The sequence below is a fragment of the Klebsiella sp. 141240 genome (genome assembly GCF_050600805.1).
Classification (GTDB): domain Bacteria; phylum Pseudomonadota; class Gammaproteobacteria; order Enterobacterales; family Enterobacteriaceae; genus Klebsiella; species Klebsiella aerogenes.
This window is the reverse complement of record NZ_JAQIRK010000020.1, coordinates 1-23,058: the sequence shown is the minus strand read 5'-3', so window position 1 is coordinate 23,058 and position 23,058 is coordinate 1. Positions and strand designations below refer to the sequence as shown.

Below are 23,058 nucleotides of genomic sequence, written 5' to 3'. Positions count from 1 at the left end.
CGCATAACAGGCGGCTGAGAGGTAAACGTTTGCGTTGGTCGCGTGATTTTTTGTCGCAGGTCAATTCCCTTTCGGGCGCGGATCGAACATAATACGCCCCCGGTTTGCACACCGGGAATCCAGGAGAGTTCATGTACTATCCCTTCGTTCGTAAAGCTCTTTTTCAGCTCGATCCTGAGCGCGCTCATGAAGTAACCTTCCAACAATTACGCCGCGTCACCGGCACGCCGCTGGAAATGCTGGTTCGACAAAAAGTACCGTCGAAACCCGTTACCTGCATGGGGCTCACTTTCAAGAATCCGCTGGGGCTGGCGGCTGGGCTTGATAAAAACGGCGAGTGTATTGATGCGCTCGGTGCGATGGGCTTCGGCTCAATCGAAATTGGTACCGTGACTCCGCGTCCGCAGCCGGGCAATGACAAGCCGAGGATCTTCCGTCTCGTCGATGCCGAAGGTCTGATCAACCGCATGGGCTTTAATAACCACGGCGTTGATAACCTGGTCGAGAATGTGAAAAAAGCGCATTTTGACGGCGTGCTGGGGATTAATATCGGTAAAAATAAAGATACTCCGGTAGAGCAGGGTAAAGATGATTATCTGATTTGTATGGAAAAAGTCTATCCATACGCTGGATATATCGCCATTAATATCTCCTCGCCGAATACCCCAGGGTTACGTACTCTGCAATATGGCGAAGCGCTGGATGATTTACTCAGCGGTATTAAAAATAAGCAGCTCGAACTTCAACAGAAACATCAAAAATATGTTCCTGTGGCGGTGAAGATCGCCCCGGATCTTTCTGTCGAAGAATTGATCCAGGTAGCCGACAGCTTAGTCCGCCATAATATTGATGGCGTCATTGCTACCAATACCACCCTCGATCGTTCATTGGTCCAGGGGATGAAGCATTGTGATGAAACCGGTGGGTTGAGTGGTCGTCCATTACAATTAAAAAGCACCGAAATTATTCGTATGCTGGCCACGGAATTAAATGGTCGTTTGCCAATTATCGGAGTTGGCGGTATTGACTCGGTGATCGCCGCTCGTGAAAAGCTGGCTGCTGGCGCCACGCTGGTACAGATTTATTCCGGGTTTATTTTTAAAGGCCCGCCGCTGATTAAAGAAATTGTTACACACATCTAATCTTTTCCGCCTCTGAATCTTCCCCAGGGCTTTATTTCCAGCCCTGGTTGTTTTATATTCCTTCATTGTTGCTTATTTAGACATTTTAGTCTTTTCTTAATTTTAGAAATTATTCTGTAGCAGGATGCCATTGCTTTGCAGAAGGAAGTGGAAGAGGACGGGGGTAGAAATGCGGATTAAACCTGACGATAACTGGCGTTGGTATTATGACGAAGAGCATGACCGCATGATGCTCGACTTGGCCAATGGTATGTTATTTCGCTCACGTTTTGCCCGGCGCATGTTAACGCCTGATGCTTTCGCGCCATCGGGATTTTGCGTCGATGACGCGGCGCTCTATTTTTCTTTTGAAGAAAAATGCCGCGAAATTGAATTAAACAAAGAGCAGCGTGCCGAATTAGTATTAAATGCCTTAACCGCGATCCGTTTTCTGAAACCACAGATGCCGAAGAGCTGGCATTTCACCACGCATCAGCAGAACTGGCAACCCGCCAGCGGCGACGCCGCCAGCGTGTGGATCAGCGATACCGGCGAGCAGGTCAATTTGCTGGTGGTTGAACCGGGTGAAAACGCCACGCTTTGCCTGCTGGCGCAGCCGGGACTAACTCTGGCTGGCCGGGTAATGCAGTTGGGCGATGTGATTAAAATTATGAATGACAGACTGCAGCCGGCGCAGAACACGGCCAGCTACAGCCTGGGGCAGGCGGTTTAAGGCGCCAGGCGCAGCGCGGTTTTCGGTACGCAGCTGCAGCATAAAATGGTGCCATCCGCGGCGACCGCATTTTTCTTTAACGGACTCACTTCACCCTCTTCCAGGCGGATCCGACAACTGCCGCAGATCCCGGCGCGGCAGGAATAAGGGATACGAATGCCCTGTTGTTCCAGCTGCTCCAGCAGCACCTGCTGGTTGTTGCCGGTAAACTGTTGCCCTTGCCACTCAATCTCAACCGTCGCTTTTGGCTGCGCATCGGCCGCCAGCGTATCGTCGCTATCGCCGGCGCCATAGGCTTTAGCCGGGCCGCGCGTCAGCACTTCCACCTCATCACCCACGCGGATTACGCCGCTGTTGCGGGCGATCAGGTTCTGGCCAAAATCGACATCGCCGTTATCCTGCGCGGTACGAAAACGCTTTAACGTTTCCAGCGGCTCGCCGGACGGATGCTTTTGCCCACGCTCCGGGCTGACGGTGGTGAAAATGCAGCGGCTGCAGGGTTTGGCAACATCAAATACCACCTCGCCGATACGTATGACTTTCCAGCTATCTTCATCCCACGCCGCCGCGCCGGTGACCACCAGATTAGGGCGAAACTGTTCTATGCTTACGCTGGCAGGGCACCGTTGCTGCAGGTCGCGAAGCGAGGCTTCATTGGCGAGCAGGTAGGGGTAACCATCGGCGAAGGAGAGCGGTACCGCGTCGTGGCGTTTTACTCGCCGGGTTAGCTGCGGCCCGAGCCAGCGCAGTTGGACGTCGCGGTTGAAGAAGCCGCTGAGCCACTGGTTGATGGCGGCTGGCGCGATTAAGGCGGTGAAATGGTTGCCCCACACCTCCGTCGGCTCGCCCTGGGGAGCGAAATCATCAAAGCGCACCAGCGCGCTGCTGCCATCTGGCGCGGTCAAGTGCAGGCCGTCATGAAGCGGCGAAGGCAGGAATTTCACCATCTGCGGAAACTGGCGCGCGGTAATAAACGTACCGTCGGTTTCAGTCAGCATAAAGATGCGGTCGAAGGCCATGCCGCTAATATCGGCAAAGGCATGGGTGACGCCAATTCCGCGCATGGATTTGACGGGATGAATAAAAAGTTTCGATAGCGTTACCATACGCTGCCCCTGGGTTCAAAAATAAGCCTTTAACTTTATGACATAGGGCACATATTGGCTATAATGCGCACCAATTTTCTTTAAGTAAAAGTGACGATATGAAATCTCTGTTTGCCAGCACGGCTCGTGGTCTCGAAGAGCTGTTAAAAACTGAACTGGAAGGACTTGGCGCCACGGAGTGCCAGGTCGTCCAGGGCGGGGTTCATTTTCAGGGAGATACGCGCCTGCTGTATCAAAGCCTGATGTGGAGCCGGCTGGCCTCGCGCATCATGCTGCCGCTGGGTGAATGCAGCGTGTATAGCGATCTGGATCTCTACCTGGGGGTTCAATCGATTCCGTGGACGGAGATCTTTACCACTGACGCCACCTTCGCGGTGCATTTTAGCGGCCTCAATGATGAGATCCGCAATAGTCAGTATGGCGCATTAAAAGTCAAAGACGCTATCGTCGATAGCTTCACGCGTAAAAACCTGCCGCGTCCGAATGTCGATCGTGAAAATCCCGATCTGCGTATCAACGTCTGGCTGAACAAAGAGACGGCGCATATCTCGCTGGATCTGAGCGGCGAAGGTCTGCATCTGCGCGGATACCGTGATGGTACCGGCATGGCGCCTATCAAAGAAAACCTCGCGGCGGCAATCGTCATGCGCTCCGGCTGGGTGGCGGGAACGCCGCTGCTCGATCCGATGTGCGGCTCCGGCACATTGCTGATTGAAGCGGCGATGCTGGCGACCGATCGCGCGCCGGGCTTACACCGCGGCCATTGGGGATTCGGCGGCTGGGCGCAGCACGATGACGCTATCTGGAAAGAGGTAAAAGCTGAGGCGCAAACGCGCGCTCGCCAGGGGCTGGCGGCTTATGAATCACGCTTCTACGGCTCTGATGTCGACGAGCGCGTAATTGAACGCGCGCGCCGCAATGCCCGCCGCGCCGGTATTGGCGAGCTCATCAATTTCGAAGTGAAAGACGTCGCGCAGCTCAATAATCCGCTGCCGAAAGGCCCGTACGGCACCGTTATCAGCAACCCGCCGTACGGCGAGCGTCTGGAAAGCGAACCGGCGCTGATTGCCCTGCACAGCCTGCTGGGACGGATTATGAAAAACCAGTTTGGCGGCTGGAACCTGTCGGTCTTCAGCGCCTCGCCGGAATTGCTGAGCTGCCTGCAGTTGCGCGCCGATAAACAGTTTAAAGCCAAAAACGGCCCGCTGGACTGCGTACAGAAGAACTATCATCTGGCGGAAAGCGAAGGCGGCAAGCCGGCGATGCTGGCGGAAGATTTCGCCAACCGCTTACGTAAAAACCTGAAGAAGTTTGAAAAGTGGGCGCGTCAGGAAGGCATTGAATGCTATCGCCTGTACGATGCCGATTTGCCGGAATACAACGTGGCTATTGACCGCTACGGCGAGTGGGTGGTGGTGCAGGAGTATGCGCCGCCGAAAACCGTCGATGCGCACAAAGCGCGCCAGCGTCTGTTCGATATTATCGCCGCGACTATCGCGGTATTGGGGATTGCGCCGAATAAACTGGTGCTGAAGACCCGTGAACGGCAGAAGGGTAAAAATCAGTACCAGAAGATGGCGGAGAAGGGCGACTTTATCGAGGTACAGGAGTATAACGCGCGTTTGTGGGTTAACCTTACCGACTATCTCGACACCGGTCTGTTCCTCGACCACCGTATCGCCCGTCGTATGCTGGGCCAGATGAGCAAGGGTAAGGATTTCCTCAACCTGTTCTCCTATACCGGCAGCGCCAGCGTCCACGCCGGTCTCGGCGGCGCGCGTTCAACCACCACCGTCGATATGTCGCGTACCTATCTGGAGTGGGCGGAACGCAACCTGCGTCTCAATGGCTTAACCGGCCGCGCGCATCGCCTGATGCAGGCGGACGTGCTGGGTTGGCTGCGGGAAAGTACCGAGCAGTTCGATCTGATCTTTATCGATCCGCCGACCTTCTCCAACTCCAAACGAATGGAAGACGCCTTTGACGTGCAGCGCGATCATATCCGTCTGATGACCGATCTAAAACGTCTGCTGCGTAAAGGCGGCACGATTATGTTCTCGAATAACAAACGCGGTTTCCGTATGGATCATGACGGGCTGGCGGCGCTTGGCCTGAAGGCGCAAGAAATTTCGCAAAAAACGCTGTCGCAGGATTTTGCCCGCAACCGTCAGATCCACAACTGCTGGCTGATTACCGCGGCCTGAAAGGAATAAAGAATGTCACTGATTAGTATGCACGGCGCTTGGCTTTCGTTCAGCGATGCGCCGCTGCTGGATAATGCTGAACTGCATATCGAAGATAACGAACGCGTTTGTCTGGTTGGGCGTAACGGCGCGGGTAAATCGACCCTGATGAAAATCCTCAACCGCGAGCAGGGTCTGGACGATGGGCGTATTATTTATGAACAGGATCTAATCGTCGCGCGTCTGCAGCAGGATCCTCCGCGTAACGTCGCCGGTACGGTGTACGATTTTGTCGCGGAAGGGATCGCCGAACAGGCGGCGTACCTGAAGGCCTATCATGACGTTTCGCATCAGGTGATGACCGATCCGAGCGACAAAAATTTAAATGAACTGGCCCGCCTGCAGGAACAGCTGGATAACCTGGGGCTGTGGCAGTTAGATAGCCGTATCAACGAAGTGATCGAGCAGCTTGGCCTTAACGCCGACGCGCAGCTTGCGTCGCTGTCCGGCGGCTGGCTGCGTAAAGCGGCGCTGGGCCGCGCGCTGGTTAGCGGGCCTCGCGTACTGCTGCTGGATGAACCGACTAACCACCTCGATATCGAAACTATCGACTGGCTGGAAGGGTTCCTCAAATCTTTCAAAGGCACCATCATCTTCATTTCGCACGACCGTTCTTTTATCCGCAATATGGCAACGCGCATCGTCGATCTCGACCGCGGCAAGCTGGTGACCTATCCGGGCAATTACGATCAATATCTGCTGGATAAAGAAGAAGCGCTGCGGGTTGAAGAGCTGCAGAATGCTGAATTCGACCGCAAGCTGGCGCAGGAAGAGGTGTGGATCCGCCAGGGGATTAAAGCGCGTCGTACCCGCAACGAAGGACGCGTCCGCGCGCTGAAAGCCATGCGTCGCGAACGCGGCGAGCGCCGTGAAGTTATGGGCAGCGCGAAGATGCAGGTCGAGGAGGCTTCTCGCTCCGGCAAAATCGTCTTTGAGATGGAAAACGTCAACTATCAGGTTGACGGCAAAGTGCTGGTCAAAGATTTCTCCGCGCAAATCCAGCGTGGCGACAAGATTGCGCTGATTGGCCCGAACGGTTGCGGTAAAACCACGCTGCTGAAGCTGATGCTCGGCCAGCTACAGGCCGATAGCGGGCGTATCCACGTCGGTACCAAGCTGGAAGTCGCCTACTTCGACCAGCACCGCGCGGAGTTGGATCCGGACCGCACGGTGATGGATAACCTTGCGGAAGGTAAACAAGAGGTGATGGTAAACGGTAAGCCGCGTCACGTGCTGGGCTATCTGCAGGACTTCCTGTTCCATCCAAAACGGGCGATGACCCCGGTACGCGCGTTGTCCGGCGGGGAGCGTAATCGTCTGCTGCTCGCGCGCTTGTTCCTGAAACCCAGTAACTTATTGATTCTCGATGAACCGACTAACGACCTTGATGTCGAAACGCTGGAACTGCTGGAAGAGCTGATCGATGGCTACCAGGGCACCGTGATGCTGGTGAGCCACGATCGTCAATTTGTCGATAACACCGTGACCGAGTGCTGGATCTTCGAGGGCGGCGGGCGTATCGGCCAATATATCGGTGGTTATCACGACGCGCGTGGACAGCAAGCGCAGTCGCTGGCGAATAAACAGCCGATTGTAAAAAAAACGGCGGAAGTCGCTCAACCGAAAGCAGAAAGTGTCAAACGCGCCGCCAGCAAACTAAGCTATAACCTGCAGCGCGAACTGGAACAGCTGCCGCAGAAGCTGGAAGATCTGGAAACTCAACTGCAGACGCTGCAGGAAAAAGTTGCCGATCCTTCGTTCTTCGGCCAGCCGCATGACCAGACCCAGCAGGTGCTGGCGCAGTTAGCGGAAGCGGAACAGGCCCTGGAAGCGGCCTTTGAACGCTGGGAATATCTCGAAGGACTCAAAAACGGCGCTTAAGCTGAGGAGTGTTCATGTGCGATCATCATCATGCTGCGCGGCACATATTGTGCCCACAATGTGATCTGCTGGTGGCTTTGCCGCCGCTGGAGCATCGCCAGAAAGCCGCATGCCCACGCTGCGGCACCACGCTCACCACATCGTGGGACGCGCCCCGGCAGCGTCCCACGGCCTATGCGCTGGTGGCGCTGTTCATGCTGCTACTGGCAAACCTGTTTCCTTTTGTTTATATGAAAGTCGGCGGGATCAGCAGCGAAATTGAGCTGCTGGAAATACCAAACGTGCTGTTCACCGAGGATTACGCCAGCCTCGGTACGTTCTTTTTACTGTTTGTCCAACTGGTCCCGGCGTTTTGTCTGGTAACCATCTTATTGTTGGTCAATCGCGTTCATATGCCTTCACGCTTGAAGGCGTTTCTGGCGCGCATCTTGTTTCACCTCAAAAGCTGGGGGATGGCGGAGATTTTCCTCGCCGGGGTGCTGGTCAGCTTCGTGAAGCTAATGGCCTACGGTGATATCGGCGTAGGGCTGAGCTTTGTTCCCTGGTGTCTGTTCTGCCTGCTGCAGTTGCGGGCGTTTCAGTGCGTCGATCGCCGCTGGTTATGGGACGACATTGCGCCAATGCCGGTCATTAAGCAGCCGCTACGCCCTGGCGTGCCGGGGCTGCGACAGGGGTTACGCTCCTGCTCGTGCTGTACGGCGGTGCTGCCAGCGGATGAGAAAGAGTGTCCGCGCTGTCACACCAAAGGTACCCCGCGGCGTAAAAACAGCCTGCAGTGGACGCTGGCGCTGCTGATGACATCGTTTGTGCTCTATCTACCCGCCAATATTCTGCCGATTATGATTACCGATCTGCTGGGCGATAAAATGCCGTCGACGATCATGGCGGGCGTCGTTCTGCTGTGGAGTGAGGGCTCTTACCCGGTTGCGCTGGTTATCTTTATCGCCAGTATCATGGTGCCAACGTTAAAAATGATCGCTATCGGTTGGCTGTGCTGGAGCGCGAATGGTAACGGCGCGCGTGATTCAGAGCGTATGCACCTAATCTATGAAGTGGTTGAATTTGTTGGCCGTTGGTCAATGATCGACGTTTTTGTCATCGCGGTACTCTCGGCGCTGGTGCGCATGGGAGGCTTGATGAATATCTATCCGGCGATAGGCGCGGTGATGTTCGCGCTGGTCGTTGTTATGACCATGTTCTCGGCCATGATGTTTGACCCACGTCTATTGTGGGACCGTGAACCAGATCCAAGCCATGAGGAAATGCAACAGCATGGAAAATAAGAGCGGAGAAGCGAAAGTGCAGAAGGTGAAGAACTGGTCACCGGTCTGGATCTTTCCGATTGTGACTGTGCTCATCGGCGCATGGATACTGTTTTACCACTATAGCCATCAGGGGCCGGAGGTGACGCTTATCACCACCAACGCCGAAGGCATTGAAGGGGGTAAAACGCGTATCAAGAGCCGCAGCGTTGATGTCGGGGTAGTGGAAAGCGCTATCCTGACTGATGACCTGAAACACGTAGAAATTAAAGCGCGTCTGAACTCGGGGATGCAGAAGCTACTGCATAAAGATTCGGTGTTCTGGGTGGTGAAACCGCAGGTGGGGCGCGAGGGGATCAGCGGCCTCGGCACCTTGCTTTCCGGCGCCTATATCGAATTGCAGCCAGGTAAAGCAGGTTCTGTGGCGCCGCAGTATCCATTATTGGACTCGCCGCCTCTGGCTTCACCGGATGCCAAAGGTATCCGTGTTCTGCTGGAAAGTAGCAAAGCCGGGCAACTCTCGCCTGGCGATCCGGTGCTGTTCCGCGGCTATCGCGTCGGTTCTGTTGAAACCAGCACCTTTGATACGCAGAAGCGTCGCATCACTTATCAGCTGTTTATCAACGCGCCGAACGACCGCCTGGTGACGACTAACGTTCGCTTCTGGAAAGATAGCGGTATCGCGGTTGACCTCACGTCCGCGGGGATGCGCGTTGAGATGGGATCGCTGTCGACGCTGTTTGGCGGCGGTGTAAGCTTTGACATTCCGGAAGGACTGGATCTCGGCGAGCCGGTGGCGAATAAAACGGAATACCACCTGTTTGACGATCAGAGGAGTATCCAGGATTCGGTGTTCACCCAGCATATTGATTACGTCCTGTTCTTTAAAGATTCTGTGCGTGGTCTCCAGCCGGGAGCGCCGGTTGAATTCCGCGGTATTCGCCTTGGCACCGTCGGCAAAGTACCGTTCTTTATCCCTGGTTTGAAACAGAGCCTGAACGATGATTATCGTATCCCGGTAGAAGTGCGTATTGAGCCGGAACGTCTAATCAACCAGCTGGGCGGCGACCCTAATATTCGCGCGCATATTGACGATCTGATCAATCGCGGCCTGCGCGGTTCGCTGAAAACCGGCAACCTGGTCACCGGCGCGCTGTATATCGATCTCGACTTCTATCCGAAAGCGCCTCCGCGCGGCAAGATTCAGGAGTTCGGCGGCTATCCGATCATTCCAACTGTCAGCGGCGGTCTGGCGCAAATCCAGCAGCGTCTGATGGATGCGCTCGATAAGATCAACAATCTGCCGATTAACCCACTGCTGGAGCAGGCGACCAGTACCCTGGCGCAGAGCCAGAAAACCATGCAGCGTGTCCAGACTACGCTCGACAACTTGAATAAGATCACCTCAAGCCAGTCGATGCAGCAGCTTCCTGCCGATATGCAGAGCACGTTGCGCGAGTTGAACCGCAGTATGCAGGGCTTCCAGCCGGGCTCGGCGGCCTACAATAAGATGGTTGCGGATATGCAGCGACTGGATCAGGTACTTCGTGAACTGCAGCCGGTACTGAAAACCCTCAACGACAAGAGCAATGCGCTGGTATTTGAGGCCAAGGATAAAAAAGATCCGCAGCCGAAGGGAGCGAAACAATGAAAAAGTGGTTAGTGGCGGCAGCGGTATGCGTACTGACGGCCTGCAGCAGCGGTGGTGAGAGTAAAACTTACTATCAATTACCGGTAGCAAAGAGCGGCGCGCAAAGCGCCGCCCATCAGAGCAAGAATTTGCTGTGGGTTGAGCAGGTCAGTATCCCTGATTATCTGGCCGGGAATGGCGTGGTTTATCAGACGACCGATGTGCAGTATGTGATTGCTAATAACAACCTGTGGGCCAGCCCGCTGGATCAGCAGTTACGTACCACGCTGGTGGCGAATCTGAGTAACCAACTGCCGGGTTGGGTGGTGGCATCGCAGCCGTTAGGCAGCGAGCAGGATACGCTTAATGTCTCCGTTAGCGGCTTCCACGGCCGGTATGATGGCCGGGTCATTGTTAGCGGTGAATGGTTGCTTAAGCATCAGGGGCAGCTGATTAAGCGTCCGTTCAATATTGAACTTAAGCAACAGCAGGATGGCTACGACGCGATGGTTAAGACCCTGGCGCAGGCCTGGAGCCAGGAAGCCACCGCGATTGCGAGCGAGCTGAACCGCCTGCCATAAGTAAAATTAATAAAATTAAAGCCGCCGCGACCTGAAAAATCGCCGCGGCTTTTTTTATTTGTCGCTTCAGATTGATAGTTGTGCTGGCTCACGATTTTTGTACAAATGAACTTTCATATAGCTCACAAATATGACACTGGCGTGAATTTTGCGCATTGACGCTGCCTGCGTTTCGCGGTAAAGGTTATACGTGGTTGCATATTTAGTGACCACTGTTTTCTTTTCCACCAGATCAAATAATGAGGGAAACGAGGCATGAAGAGACAAAAACGAGATCGCCTGGAACGGGCACATCAGCGTGGATATCAGGCCGGCATTACCGGCAGATCGAAAGAAATGTGTCCCTACCAGACCCTTAATCAGAGGTCCCATTGGCTAGGAGGTTGGCGAGAAGCCATGGAGGACAGGGTGCAAACTGCCTGACTGTCTCTTTAAAAAAGAAGCCTTCGCTCTGCGAAGGCTTCGCCTTTTGTGCTTCAGGACCTTTTGTACTTCAGAATAAGTACGGAAGGTAAATCAGAACGCGGAAGTATCCTGGAACAGACCTACTTTCAGGTCAGTTGCAGAGTAGATCAGACGACCATCAACCAGCACTTCGCCATCCGCCAGGCCCATGATCAGGCGACGGTTTACAATGCGTTTGAAGTGGATACGATAGGTGACTTTTTTCGCCGTCGGCAGAATCTGACCGGTAAATTTCACTTCGCCTACGCCCAGCGCACGGCCTTTCCCTTCACCGCCCAGCCAGCCCAGATAGAAGCCAACCAGTTGCCACATTGCGTCCAGACCCAGACAGCCAGGCATTACCGGGTCGCCGATGAAGTGACAACCGAAGAACCACAGGTCCGGGTTGATGTCGAGCTCAGCTTCAACGTAACCCTTGTCGTAGTTGCCGCCGGTTTCGGTCATCTTGACGACGCGGTCCATCATCAGCATGCTCGGCGCCGGCAGTTGCGGGCCTTTCGCGCCAAACAGTTCACCACGACCAGAGGCAAGAAGATCTTCTTTTGTATAGGATTCGCGTTTATCTACCATGTTTTCAGTAAGCCTTATTTTGAGTTCGGGACGCAGGATAGCTAACACGTGTAAGCTGAACAAGTCCGATCAGTTCGAATTTGATCCGCCTAACCAGCGTAGCGGCCATGGAAAACGATGGCGAGTCTCTTGTTGCATCGCCTGCGCAATCCGTTCCTGAATAGTTTGTCGTAGCGTTTGTCCTTCACCATCCCATTGCAGCTGGGTGAGAAGCGGCAGGGCTTCGGTAACATCATCAATGGCCCAGATAAAGAACTGCTCATCAGCCACGGCCTGGCGAAGTTCCTGGGCGAGGCTCAGATGGCGGACGTTGGCAGATGGGATAATGACGCCTTGCTTGCCTGTTAATCCGCGCTGCTGACAGATGGTGAAGAAACCTTCAATCTTTTCGTTTAGTCCGCCGACCGGCTGGACGCGACCGAACTGATCGACCGAACCGGTAATTGCAATACTCTGGTTGATTGGCACATTGGCCAGCGCGCTGATGAGAGCGCACAGTTCAGCCATTGAGGCGCTATCGCCATCCACTTCACTGTAGGACTGCTCGAAGGTCAGTGATGCGCTAAACGGCAGCTGCTGTTCAAGTTCAAGCTCGGACATGATAAAGGCCTGCATGATCATCATGCCTTTGGCGTGAATATTGCCGCCCAGTTCAGCTTTGCGTTCAACATCAATAAATTCGCCATCGCCGATATGCACTACGCAGCTGATGCGCGAAGGTTCGCCAAAGGCGCGCGGGTGGCCTGGAAACTCGATTACCGACAGGGCGTTGATCTGACCGATGCATTCGCCTTCGGTATCAATCATTATCTGATCGAGAAGAATTTCATCGCGCATCCGCTCGGCAAGATAGCCTTCACGCCATTCACGGCGCTCAAGCATGGTTTGCATTTCCGCGCCGCTAATCAATTCGCCTTCGCAGAAGGCTGCCGCTTCACGCAGCTGGCGACTAATCCAGAGAGGGGAAAGCGGAAGCGTCTCCTGATCGCCGGTGTCTCGCGCGCCTTCTGCAATCAGCAGCGGCCATGCGTCCGCCGCCGGCCCCGGCAGCGAAAGCTGACGAGCATTCTGCCAGACCCACTGGCACCAGAGTTTCAGGGTGTCGGCATCGGCTATCTGCAGGTTGTCTTCATACTCGCTGTAAATGGCCTGCGACGCGAGTTCCGGTTCCATCTCCTGAAAGTCAGCCAGCGCATCGCGCTCGCCGATCAGAATGATCCTCAGGTTCAGCGGCATGGAGGGAATGCTAACGGGAAGAGGGCGGGATTCGTCAATGGACAACCAATCAAAACGCTGACGGGTCACCATGTTCTTCAGGCGCATCCATAGCAGCGGCTGGGCCAGTAGCGCACGCAGGGAGAGCAACAGGACGCCACCGTTCGCGCGGTGCACCAGACCCGGCTGCAGCGAAATTTCGCCGTTAAACTGGCGTACGCAACCAAAGAGCTGCTCCGCTTCAATCCAGTCGGCCGACTCAACCGGACCGTTGCTGGCAAAATTGTCTTCCGCGCTTTGTGCCGGCGACATGGTTACGTTGCCGCCGTTGACCTGATAGCGTACACCGAAGAGCGCTGTTGTGGATTGCTGCAGGCTGCGGGCGGCTTCGGCCACCCAATGCAGATATTCCGGTTCTTCCGGCGCCTTTACCAGCATAAAAGATGAAATGGCTGGCGTGATCAGAAGCTGTTCCAGCGCATAAAATAAACGGGGCTGTAGATCGCCGGCGAGGGATGCCTCTGTCTCGGCGAGATTGACCTGGGTAAACAGCGCCTGATAACTTTCCGTATCAGGAGCGAGGTCGTTTCGGGTAAGTTTCGTAATGGTCAAAGTCGCTGTTTTTTAGTCAGATGTAAAACGAGCGATTATACCCGAAGCCGCGTCTGAGCACACGGAGGATTGCGTTTATCACGCTGATAATGGAATCGTCCACATCACGAAAGATGATTTATTCTCAGCACATCCAGAAAAAACTGATATCCTGAAATGAGTTACACGGTCACATTGAGATCGCAATGAAATATCAACAACTGGAAAACCTTGAAAGCGGCTGGAAATGGAAATATCTGGTAAAGAAGCACCGGGAAGGTGAGCTGATTACCCGCTACATTGAAGCCAGCGCTGCGCAAGCCGCGGTCGATGTCTTGCTGACGCTCGAAAATGAACCTGTTCTGGTGAATACCTGGATCGATCAGCATATGAATCCGGAGCTGGTTAACCGGATGAAGCAGACTATTCGCGCACGACGCAAGCGTCATTTTAACGCCGAGCATCAGCATACGCGGAAAAAGTCCATCGATCTGGAGTTCGTTGTATGGCAACGCCTGGCCGGGCTTGCCCAACGGCGAGGAAAGACATTATCAGAAACCATCGTACAGCTGATTGAAGACGCCGAGCATAAAGAAAAATATGCCAGCAAGATGTCGAGCCTGAAGCACGATCTGCAGGTGCTCTTAGGAAAAGAGTAAGTCCCGCTACGATGTCGCTCTTTATTTTTCCTTTGAACTCAAAATCAGGCCAAAAAAAACCCCGCATAAGCGGGGTTTTTTATCGTAGAAAACTTAAGCCTGCGGCTGAGTTACTACGTCTTTGTAACCTTTAACTTCGATCGCTACGCGACGATCCGGAGCCAGGCAGTCGATCAGTGCAGCGCGAGCTTTCACGTTGTCACAGGTGTTGCCGGTAACCGGATCAGATTTGCCCATACCGCGAGCAGAGATCTTGTTAGAAGGGATACCTTTAGCTACGAGGTAGTCAACAACGGACTGAGCACGTTTCTCAGACAGTTTCTGGTTGTACTGCTCGGAACCGATGCGGTCGGTGTAACCCAGAACAACTGCAGAACCGTCTTTCGGATCCATGTTGCTCAGCTGGGTGTACAGCTGATCCAGAGCCTGCTGACCTTCTGGTTTCAGAGTTGCTTTGTTGAAGTTGAACAGTACGTCAGACTTCAGGGTGAAGGTCTTGGTGGTGACTTCCGGAGCCGGAGCTGGAGCCGGAGCTACAACCGGTGCATTGTCTTCCTGACCGAAACGGTAAGAAACACCAACGCTCAGCATGCCGTTGTCCGGACGAACGCCTACAGTGCCTGCGTCGCCGATGTTGTTAACCCACTGGTATTCCAGACGGGTAGCGATGTCACGGGTCATAGCCCACTCAACGCCGCCAGCGAATACTGGGGAAACGCCGGTGTCGTGGTTGTCGCCAGCGATGCTGTTGCTGGAGTCAGCGCGCCATACCATGCCGCCCAGACGGGTGTAGATGTCCAGATCGTCAGTGATCGGGTAACCCAGTTTAGCGGTCAGCTGAACGCCCTGAGCTTTGAATGCGCCGTTAACTTTGTCGCCTTTGTAAGGCATACGGCCCAGCCAGTCGTAACCCATTTCGAAACCGAGGTACGGGTTAACCTGATAACCACCGAACGCACCAGCGCCCAGCTGGCTTTCGTGGGTCGGGCCATTGTTGTTCAGGTTGCTGTTGTACCAGCCGGTGTCATGGAACTGGGACCAACCCAGTTTACCACCTGCATACCAGGTGTTATCTTTCGGAGCGGCCTGCGCTACGGTAGCGAAGCCAGCCAGTGCCACTGCAATCGCGATAGCTGTCTTTTTCATTTTTTGCGCCTCATTATCATCCAAAATTCGCCATGAAGGTACATAAGACCTCACGGTTAAATCCTTCACCGGGGGCGTGACTCGTTGTTAACTATGCTGATACATGCAGCGTAAGCCGATCACCCCTGGCGATGTAAAGTCTACAACTTAGTTAGAAACTTACAAGTGTGAACTCGGTCAGGCATATGAAAAAAAAGGGTTGTATACACAATATTTAACAAATATGGTTAATTTGTGAACACGGTAAAAAGTCGCAAAACCGCACCACACCGGGATCTCACTGAAATTAACCACTTTGTGAGAATGGTTTTTGATGAGGCAAAAAAAATTCCAGGATTAATCCTAATTTCACTCAATGATATAAATTTGAGTGAATTTTTAGCCCACTTAATTGTCTCCCAGGCTGGCTTGTATTTCTCACCGGACGCATGATAAAGCCCATCGCATGACCTTCTTCTGCAGCCTGCGCCAGACGTTCATGCTCTTGTTCAGTGAGTTCATCCGCCAGCCAGCCGATAACCACGCTATAATTCCCGGTACGTAAAGCGCGAATCATCGATTCCAGAGTGTTGCAGGGCGACATCTGGTTAATTTGCATCACTTTTGATAGCGGCAGGCCGGACGACTGTACCCATTCTTTACTCAGCTTTTGCTGCGGCGTGAGCCACAGTTGCCAGCGCGACTGCTGGCCCAACTGTTGTAATAAAGGTAGCAACAAAAGCTGCGTCATCATGGGTTGATCTTCGCGATAGACGATTTCACTAATCAGCCCAGTGGCTGAATGTTCGACGACGCTGTGCGAAGGGCGACGTACTGAAGCCGAAGTCAGTGGTGAACGATTTGCGTGAGCTGAAGTAAACATAGTCTATCCCGCCTGTGAGTTACTGTATGCATATACAGTATATCTGCCAGGGGTTAACGTCAACCTCATTTTCCCATTTTCGCATATATTTTATTCACTCTCCTCGCCTATGAATCAGAGCCGCAGCGACTTATTTATATGAATTCACGGTCTCTGTGCTGAACCCGCTGGAGACATTCTCCTCCATTAATCTCTACTTCACGGCTGCCGACCATGTCGTCAATGGGGCCGATATGCTGTTCATCAATTAACATTGCTTAAGTATTCAGCGAGTCTCTGCAACAGGATTTGCAGAATAACTTTTTCCTGAAAGCGCCTCGCAAAACGGCGAGCTGGTTGAAATGAAGCCAAAATTCATCTTGCTGCACAAAACGAACTCACTTATTTTCTTCAATAACGGATCCGTTAATAAAATTACTTTTATGTCCATGATTACCAAAGGAATGATCATGAAGAAAATTTCAAAATTACGGTTCCTCCAGTTTCAGGAGTGCCTTTCCCCCTTAGGCAAAATCAGTAGCCGGCCTTTATTTGGCGGATACAGCCTGGCGATAGAGAATACCGTGTTTGCCATGGTGGCCGAGGGCGAAATCTATCTTAGAGTGTGTGAGCAAAGCGCAGAATATCGGGTCGAGCATCATAGCCCAATGCTAATCATGCGCAAAAATGGTCGGCCGGTGGCGCTAAAATATTACCGTATAGATGAAGCATTATGGCAGGACAGTAAAATGCTGTTTCATCTCTCTAAACTGTCATTGCATACGGCGCGTAGCGAAAAGCAGCATCAGCGTGATTCCGGCAGGCTAAAGGATTTGCCTAATATCAGCTTCCACATGGAATTGATGTTGATTCATGCTGGAATAACCGATGTGAAAATGCTGCGTACAATCGGTGCGGAAAAAAGCTGGTTAAAATTGAGGGAGCATAATAAAGGAATATCAATCAATGTCCTCGAGTCCCTGGCGGGCGCGATTGCCGGCACCCATTCCGCCGCGCTCCCGGCGCAGCGGCGCCAGGAGCTACGGGAGTGGGCTAATACGCAAGGATACGGCGTGGAGGATTACTCCGGTTGACCGGCAATCCGGCGCTGCAGGCGACATATTTCGGGCAGCAGTGCGAGCAGTAGCCCAATCTGCTGCAGGACCAATGGTTCCTTACTGTCGGCTCGCGGTTCCAGATGCTGAATTCGCGATTGCAGATTGCTGAGCGCCAGCTGAACGCGCTGTTCGTCCGCGGGAGAATGATGCAGCGCATCATCAACGTAGCAGACGGCATCATCGAGTAACGCCAGTATTTCCGGAGTCGTCAGCTTTTCCCTGTGCGCCCCCAATGCGGAAATATAGCTGGTAAAAGTATGGTTCAGGCACAGCAGGCGGAATGCCGTTTCACGCATTGTGTTATCGGCTTTGGGCTCTGTGGATAAATTGGATACCACTGATGCCAGCTCGCTATCCCGGTTATGTGCATTACGCCTGGCGACGCGATACTCAAGACGGTTGTCGCGCCCCTGATGATACTGCTCAAGAATAGCGTCCAGATAACGGCAGTTAGCGTTGATAGCCTGATCCAGTACGCGAGGTAAATTACGGAAGTTCCAGTCTGGCCAGATAAAGGTCACTGCCGCCCAGGCGATAGCGCAGCCGATTAATGTATCGAGGATACGCGGTAAAGCGACTTCGAATCCCTCGCCCAACAGGTTAAAGCACAGCAGTACCAGCAGCGTGATAAACATAGTGGCATGCGCATACTGGACGTTGCGAAAAGCGAAAAACAGCACACCGGTTAGTACTATGAGCAGCAGTTGGCCTTCGACCGAAGGAACCAGCAGCAGCACCGGTAGGCCGATCGCGACGCCAATCAATGTACCGATGATCCTTAACGCCAGGCGATGCCGGGTAGCGTTATAGTTAGGCTGACAAACAAACAGGCTGGTGAGCAAAATCCAGTAACCGTGGTTGAGGCCGGTAAACTGAATAAAGGCATAGCCCGCGCACAGCACCAGCGACATCCGCACCGCGTGGCGGAAAAGCGCCGATTCCGGGGTCATATTACTGCGCAGCCGTAACCAAATGTCGCTAAACCCGCTGGGGCGATCGTCTGCAAGCAGGTTTTCGGGGTGGTTGCTGGCCAGCACGCTGGTTTGCACCGATTCGATGGTTGCCAATTGCGCATCAATGGCGCGCAGGTTATTGAGCAGAAAACCCAGCGCTTTGACCTGATCTTGCGGCGCGCCGCTGGCGCGGACGCGATCCAGCGCCGCGTCGAGATGCATAAAGGCGCGTTCGAAGTGCGCATCGTGCTGATACGGAATGCGTAAGAGGATGGCGCGGGAGAGTTTCTGACACGCCTGTGCCTGCATCGACAGCATCCGCTGGAAGCGGAACATCACATCGCTGTAGCGGAAATGGTCGCGAAGCGTCTGATACTGAATATGCGATGAGCTGGCACGTTCATGAATGTCCTGGGCGACGAAATAGTACTGCAGGGTGCGACGAGTACCACGTTGCCCGCGGTCACCGCGCAGGCGCGTCAGTAAAGACGCTTTCGTCTGGTTAAGCATCGCGACCAGCTTGCCGTTAGCAAGCGCCAGATCGTACAACGGCGCCTGACTTTCATCTTCGATATCCGGATCGAACAGTCGGGATTTAAGTTCGAGATACTGCGCCAGCTGTTCATAGCTGCGCGCAAGGTTATCCTGCAGCGGGCGGATGGGAAAAATAAGATGCCCGGCGAGCGTTAATACGTTGTACCAGATGGCCCCAGCCAGCAAAAAGAGCGGCTGCAGGTACCAGCTATTATACAGAGTGACCCCTAACATGGTGTAGATAGCGATCAGTAAGGCGCCGAAAGCAATGGTGGCATAGCGTTGACCCAGCCCGCCGAGCAGGATGAACCCAGTTGTAGACAGAGTTAAGCCAATTGCAAACAGCCACGGCCATGGAAACAATAATTCCACCGACGCTGAAGCAATAAAGAAACAGACCAGCGTAATGGCGAGATTACGTAGCCGCCCGGTAAGGCGATCGTCAAGGTCGGTCAACGCCGCGGCAACCACGCCAAGCGTTAACGGGATGGTGAGTTTGACTTCGCCAATCCACCACGGCGCAATCGTGGTGCCACAAAGCGCAATAAATATCCTGGCGTTATATAACCAGGCGCTATTCCATGTATAACGGCGGAGCAGGGGGCTTAACATAACAGTGTTCCGTACAATTACTGAAAGCGACGGCGGGCGTTGGCTTCGCGCGCGGCGCGCGCCGTTTCAACGGAGACCACGCGGCGTCCTACTGGCCAAAGCGCAATGGCGGCAATTTTAAAGTTGGCGATCCCGACAGGGATACCAATGATGGTCAGGCACTGGGCGATACCGCTGAAGATATGCATCAGGCATAGCCACCAGCCAAAGAACATGAACCACAAAATGTTCAAAATAGTGCCGCCCGCGTTCAGTAAGCTGTTTTTTGCTTCAGGTTCCAGTTCATCAACATGAATGGCTTCATTACCGTAGGGGAAAAGCGATAGCCTGGTGATTTCCCAACATGAACGCGTCAGCGGTAACGTGAAGATCAAAATAATACTGACCAGCGTCGCCAGTAGCCAACCGAGCGTGGTGGCGAAACCGCCAAGAACAAAGTTCAAAATATTCAGAATGGTACGCATAAACCCTCTGTTTAACCCTATGGATAATAAGACCCGACAATTGTAACGTTTTTTTGCGCTGGAGCACCTGCTCGCGGGCGGTTAAACTTAAAAACATTCAAACTGATTGAAATTTGGCGATATATGGAACTTAAAGCGACAACATTGGGCAAACGCATGGCGCAGCATCCTTATGATAGGGTGCAGTTGCTGAATGCCGGGGTTAAAGTCTCCGGCGATCGTCATGAGTATCTTATACCTTTCAATCAGTTATTGTCAGTTCAATGTAAGCGCGGTCTGGTGTGGGGCGAGCTGGAGTTCGCGCTGCCTGAAAGCAAAGTTGTGCGTTTGCATGGTACCGAATGGGCTGAGACGCAGCATTTCTATCATCATCTCAATAATCTTTGGCAGCAGTGGAGCGCGGAGATGAGCGAAATTGCCGCGCAATTACTGCGCCAACAGTTAAGTGAAATTGAACGCGCCAGCGCCGAAGGTAAGTGGCTGACCCGCCAGCAGGTCGCCGATGTTCAGGCGAAGATACGCCGAGCCTTAACCGGACTGCCTTTTCCTGAGAGCCGTCTGGATGAATTCGATAACTGCCGCGAACTGTGGCGCCAGTGTCAATGCTGGCTTAGCGATATCGACGAGGCTCGCCTGGCGCATAATCAAGCCTATACCGAAGCCATGCTGGAACAGTATCGCGGTTTCTTCGATAAGATTGAGTCTTCGCCACTTAACCCGGCGCAGGCGCGGGCGGTGGTTAACGGCGAGCGTTCGTTGCTGGTACTTGCCGGCGCCGGAAGCGGCAAAACCTCGGTACTGGTTGCTCGTGCAGGGTGGCTGTTAAATCGCGGCGAGGCGGCAGCCGATCAGATCCTCCTACTGGCCTTTGGCCGTCAGGCTGCTCAGGAAATGGATGAACGTATTCAGGAGCGATTGGGAACCGACGAGATTGCTGCGCGGACTTTCCATTCACTGGCGTTACATATTATTCAGCAGGGCAGCAAGAAGGTGCCGGCGATCAGTAAGCTGGAAAACGATACCGCCGCCCGGCAAAAGCTTTTGTTGAAGGCCTGGCAGCAGCAGTGTCAGGAGAAAAAAGCGCAGGCTAAAGGCTGGCGTCAGTGGTTGATGGATGAGATGGAGTGGCAGATTGACGAAGGCGATTTCTGGCAGGATCGCGCGCTGCTGTGTCGTCTGGCCGGTCGTCTTGACCGCTGGGTTAGTTTGATGCGTATGCATGGCGGCTCGCAGGCGGAGATGATCGCCAGCGCGCCTGAAGAGGTACGCGACCTCTTTAATAAGCGTGTGAAACTGATGGCCCCGCTGCTGAAAGCCTGGAAAACGGCGTTAAAAGAGGAGAATGCCGTTGATTTCTCAGGGCTTATACACCAGGCGGTCAACATACTGGATAAAGGCCGTTTTGTGAGCCCCTGGAAACATATTCTGGTGGATGAATTTCAGGATATCTCTCCACAGCGCGCTGAGCTGCTGGCGGCGCTGCGCCGGCAAAATAAGCAGACGACGTTATTTGCCGTCGGTGACGACTGGCAGGCGATTTATCGCTTTAGCGGCGCGCAGCTTTCTTTAACGACGGCATTTAACCACTACTTTGGCGAAGGGGACTGTTGCGCGCTGGATACCACCTATCGATTTAACGGTCGTATCGGCGAGATCGCCAACGGTTTTATTCAGCAAAACCCGCATCAGTTGGCTAAGCCGCTGAATAGCCTGACCGCTGGCGATAAGAAAGCGGTGACCCTGCTGCCCGAAGATAAACTCGACGATCTGCTCGACAAGCTAAGCGGCTACGTTAAACCCGAACAGCGGATTTTGTTGCTGGCGCGCTATCACCATCTGAAACCCGCCGCGCTGGAAAAGGCCGCAACGCGTTGGCCGCATCTGCAGCTAGATTTTATGACAATTCATGCCAGCAAAGGCCAGCAGGCCGATTTTGTTATTGTGTTGGGCTTGCAGGAGGGTGATGACGCCTTCCCGGCGCCGGCCAGAGAGTCGGTAATGGAACAGGCATTGCTGCCACAGCCGGAAGATTTCCCTGATGCTGAAGAGCGTCGGCTACTGTATGTGGCGATAACCCGCGCCCGCCTGCGGGTCTGGCTGCTGTTCAATAAAGAACGACCATCGCCGTTTGTTGAGATGCTGCAGGAACTGGGCGCGCCGGTGGCGCGAAAGCCCTGAGCATCGGCGGCCTTGAGGCCGCCGCGGGTATTACTTCAGGCGCTCGGCAAGGTAGCGCTGGTAATCAGGGATAAGAATTTCAATCGGTTGATTAAAGTCCGGCGACTGGATGATAAAGTCAGCGGTGGCGGCATTCGTGGCTACCGGAATATTCCAAACCGTCGCCAGACGCAGGAGCGCTTTGACGTCAGGATCGTGCGGCACTGCATTCAGCGGATCCCAGAAGAAGATCAGTACATCAATTTTCCCTTCCGAAATCAGCGCGCCCACCTGCTGGTCGCCGCCCATCGGGCCGCTCAACATTGCTTTTACTTCCAGCCCGGTGGCGCGTGAAACCAGATTGCCGGTGGTCCCGGTAGCATAAAGCTGGTGCTGTGCCAGTAGCGCCTGGTGACGTTCGACCCATTTCATCAGCAGATCTTTACAGTGATCGTGTGCTACCAGCGCGATATGTTTGCGTGCGGGTAAGGTACGTGTTGTCAGTTCCATAATGGGGTTCCACTTATATTAACTTGCAGACAGATTACTGGAAGTGACTGATGCTGCAAGCGTCGGGGAGAAAAATTTTGCCGTATCTGTGAGTTAGGCTGGATGGCTGGTTTACCCGGATTAGCTTACACTAGGGCTAAAGCGCAGGAGGATTATGATGAAAGAGAACGATATTGCCGGCATTCTGACTACCACCCGGACAATTGCGCTGGTAGGCGCCAGCGACAAGCCAGACCGCCCGAGCTATCGGGTCATGCGATATCTGCTGGAACAGGGATATCACGTCATCCCGGTTTCGCCCAAGGTGGCGGGCAAAACGCTGCTCGGTCAACAAGGCTATGCCACCCTGGCGGAGGTACCTGAAAAGGTCGATATGGTCGATGTGTTCCGCAATTCCGAAGCGGCGTGGGGCGTGGCGCAAGAGGCTGTCGCCATCGGGGCGAAAACGCTATGGATGCAGCTTGGCGTTATTAATGAACAGGCGGCGGTAATGGCGCGTGAAGCGGGGTTAAATGTGGTGATGGACCGCTGTCCTGCGATTGAAATTCCGCGGCTTGGGCTGGCGAAGTAAAGTAAAAGACCACCTTCTTAGAAGGTGGCTTTTGAGAATGCCCCCTGTAAGGGGGGCTATTGTTACTTCTCGCTTACTACTCTAACAATTCCATC

The 23,058-nt window shown here is 53.8% G+C and carries 20 protein-coding genes; 12 read left to right on the top strand and 8 right to left on the bottom strand.

Translation table 11 applies throughout. The features are described 5' to 3' along the window. The first annotated feature begins 131 nt into the window (after positions 1 to 131). A complete protein-coding gene (gene pyrD / locus PGQ95_RS22900) occupies positions 132 to 1,142 on the top strand; it encodes a quinone-dependent dihydroorotate dehydrogenase (protein WP_042892893.1) in 1,011 nt (336 codons plus the stop codon). A 169-nt stretch (positions 1,143 to 1,311) separates the two neighbouring features. Further along, positions 1,312 to 1,854: a cell division protein ZapC gene (zapC, locus tag PGQ95_RS22895; RefSeq protein ID WP_087858134.1), complete on the top strand. Its 543-nt coding sequence runs from the start codon at positions 1,312 to 1,314 to the stop codon at positions 1,852 to 1,854. On the opposite strand, the gene PGQ95_RS22890 is transcribed toward zapC, so the two are convergent. Then, positions 1,851 to 2,960, bottom strand: a complete 1,110-nt coding sequence (locus tag PGQ95_RS22890) for a YcbX family protein (protein WP_113374277.1) — start codon at positions 2,958 to 2,960, stop codon at positions 1,851 to 1,853. The genes zapC and PGQ95_RS22890 overlap by 4 nt on opposite strands. 98 nt (positions 2,961 to 3,058) lie before the next feature. Between PGQ95_RS22890 and rlmKL the strand changes: the two genes are divergently transcribed. The 6 genes from rlmKL (at position 3,059) to rmf (ending at position 10,980) form a co-directional block, all read left to right on the top strand. After that, complete coding sequence (rlmKL, locus tag PGQ95_RS22885) at positions 3,059 to 5,164, top strand: bifunctional 23S rRNA (guanine(2069)-N(7))-methyltransferase RlmK/23S rRNA (guanine(2445)-N(2))-methyltransferase RlmL (protein WP_047056208.1); 2,106 nt, start codon at positions 3,059 to 3,061, stop codon at positions 5,162 to 5,164. Positions 5,165 to 5,176: 12 nt separating this feature from the next. After that, positions 5,177 to 7,084: an ABC transporter ATP-binding protein gene (locus PGQ95_RS22880; protein WP_020079244.1), complete on the top strand. Its 1,908-nt coding sequence runs from the start codon at positions 5,177 to 5,179 to the stop codon at positions 7,082 to 7,084. Between the two features lie 14 nt (positions 7,085 to 7,098). Next, positions 7,099 to 8,367 carry a membrane integrity-associated transporter subunit PqiA gene (pqiA, locus tag PGQ95_RS22875; RefSeq protein WP_032711301.1) on the top strand — a complete coding sequence of 423 codons (1,269 nt, stop codon included), beginning with the start codon at positions 7,099 to 7,101 and terminating at the stop codon, positions 8,365 to 8,367. Continuing rightward, the gene (gene pqiB, locus PGQ95_RS22870; protein ID WP_113374276.1) at positions 8,357 to 9,997 is read left to right on the top strand and encodes an intermembrane transport protein PqiB; all 1,641 of its coding nucleotides are present in this window, start codon (positions 8,357 to 8,359) and stop codon (positions 9,995 to 9,997) included. The genes pqiA and pqiB overlap by 11 nt, the downstream gene beginning before the upstream one ends. Further along, positions 9,994 to 10,557 (top strand): membrane integrity-associated transporter subunit PqiC, encoded by a 564-nt coding sequence (pqiC, locus tag PGQ95_RS22865; protein ID WP_049051536.1) that lies wholly within the window; start codon positions 9,994 to 9,996, stop codon positions 10,555 to 10,557. Before pqiB ends, pqiC begins: the two co-directional genes overlap by 4 nt. A gap of 255 nt (positions 10,558 to 10,812) precedes the next feature. Beyond that, positions 10,813 to 10,980: a ribosome modulation factor gene (rmf, locus tag PGQ95_RS22860; RefSeq protein ID WP_015704906.1), complete on the top strand. Its 168-nt coding sequence runs from the start codon at positions 10,813 to 10,815 to the stop codon at positions 10,978 to 10,980. 93 nt (positions 10,981 to 11,073) lie between these two features. On the opposite strand, the gene fabA is transcribed toward rmf, so the two are convergent. Both fabA and PGQ95_RS22850 read right to left on the bottom strand, forming a co-directional pair. Continuing rightward, positions 11,074 to 11,592 carry a bifunctional 3-hydroxydecanoyl-ACP dehydratase/trans-2-decenoyl-ACP isomerase gene (fabA, locus tag PGQ95_RS22855; RefSeq protein WP_015704907.1) on the bottom strand — a complete coding sequence of 173 codons (519 nt, stop codon included), beginning with the start codon at positions 11,590 to 11,592 and terminating at the stop codon, positions 11,074 to 11,076. Between the two features lie 69 nt (positions 11,593 to 11,661). Beyond that, positions 11,662 to 13,419, bottom strand: a complete 1,758-nt coding sequence (locus PGQ95_RS22850) for an AAA family ATPase (RefSeq protein WP_087858130.1) — start codon at positions 13,417 to 13,419, stop codon at positions 11,662 to 11,664. A gap of 185 nt (positions 13,420 to 13,604) precedes the next feature. Between PGQ95_RS22850 and matP the strand changes: the two genes are divergently transcribed. Further along, entirely contained in the window at positions 13,605 to 14,057 is a 453-nt protein-coding gene (gene matP, locus PGQ95_RS22845) for a macrodomain Ter protein MatP (RefSeq protein ID WP_087858129.1), read from the top strand. 93 nt (positions 14,058 to 14,150) lie between these two features. Here the strand turns inward: matP and ompA are convergent, their stop codons facing one another. Beyond that, positions 14,151 to 15,203, bottom strand: coding sequence for a porin OmpA (ompA, locus tag PGQ95_RS22840; RefSeq protein ID WP_087858164.1), 1,053 nt, complete (start codon positions 15,201 to 15,203; stop codon positions 14,151 to 14,153). A gap of 352 nt (positions 15,204 to 15,555) precedes the next feature. Beyond that, a complete protein-coding gene (gene sulA / locus PGQ95_RS22835; protein WP_087858128.1) occupies positions 15,556 to 16,065 on the bottom strand; it encodes an SOS-induced cell division inhibitor SulA in 510 nt (169 codons plus the stop codon). 449 nt (positions 16,066 to 16,514) lie between these two features. Here sulA and PGQ95_RS22830 point away from each other — a divergent pair, with 449 nt between their 5' ends. Further along, a complete protein-coding gene (locus PGQ95_RS22830; RefSeq protein WP_183269027.1) occupies positions 16,515 to 17,138 on the top strand; it encodes a TfoX/Sxy family DNA transformation protein in 624 nt (207 codons plus the stop codon). Here PGQ95_RS22830 and yccS read toward each other — a convergent pair. Both yccS and PGQ95_RS22820 read right to left on the bottom strand, forming a co-directional pair. Further along, a complete protein-coding gene (gene yccS / locus PGQ95_RS22825) occupies positions 17,126 to 19,261 on the bottom strand; it encodes a YccS family putative transporter (RefSeq protein WP_087858126.1) in 2,136 nt (711 codons plus the stop codon). The genes PGQ95_RS22830 and yccS overlap by 13 nt on opposite strands. 17 nt (positions 19,262 to 19,278) lie before the next feature. After that, a complete protein-coding gene (locus tag PGQ95_RS22820; RefSeq protein WP_020079238.1) occupies positions 19,279 to 19,725 on the bottom strand; it encodes a YccF domain-containing protein in 447 nt (148 codons plus the stop codon). A gap of 123 nt (positions 19,726 to 19,848) precedes the next feature. On the opposite strand from PGQ95_RS22820, the gene helD reads away from it, so the two are divergent. After that, positions 19,849 to 21,903 (top strand): DNA helicase IV, encoded by a 2,055-nt coding sequence (gene helD, locus PGQ95_RS22815; RefSeq protein WP_430919427.1) that lies wholly within the window; start codon positions 19,849 to 19,851, stop codon positions 21,901 to 21,903. Positions 21,904 to 21,933: 30 nt separating this feature from the next. Here the strand turns inward: helD and mgsA are convergent, their stop codons facing one another. Further along, positions 21,934 to 22,392 (bottom strand): methylglyoxal synthase, encoded by a 459-nt coding sequence (mgsA, locus tag PGQ95_RS22810; RefSeq protein ID WP_015367424.1) that lies wholly within the window; start codon positions 22,390 to 22,392, stop codon positions 21,934 to 21,936. A 157-nt stretch (positions 22,393 to 22,549) separates the two neighbouring features. Between mgsA and PGQ95_RS22805 the strand changes: the two genes are divergently transcribed. Further along, a complete protein-coding gene (locus tag PGQ95_RS22805; RefSeq protein WP_087858124.1) occupies positions 22,550 to 22,963 on the top strand; it encodes a CoA-binding protein in 414 nt (137 codons plus the stop codon). Positions 22,964 to 23,058: the final 95 nt, after the last annotated feature.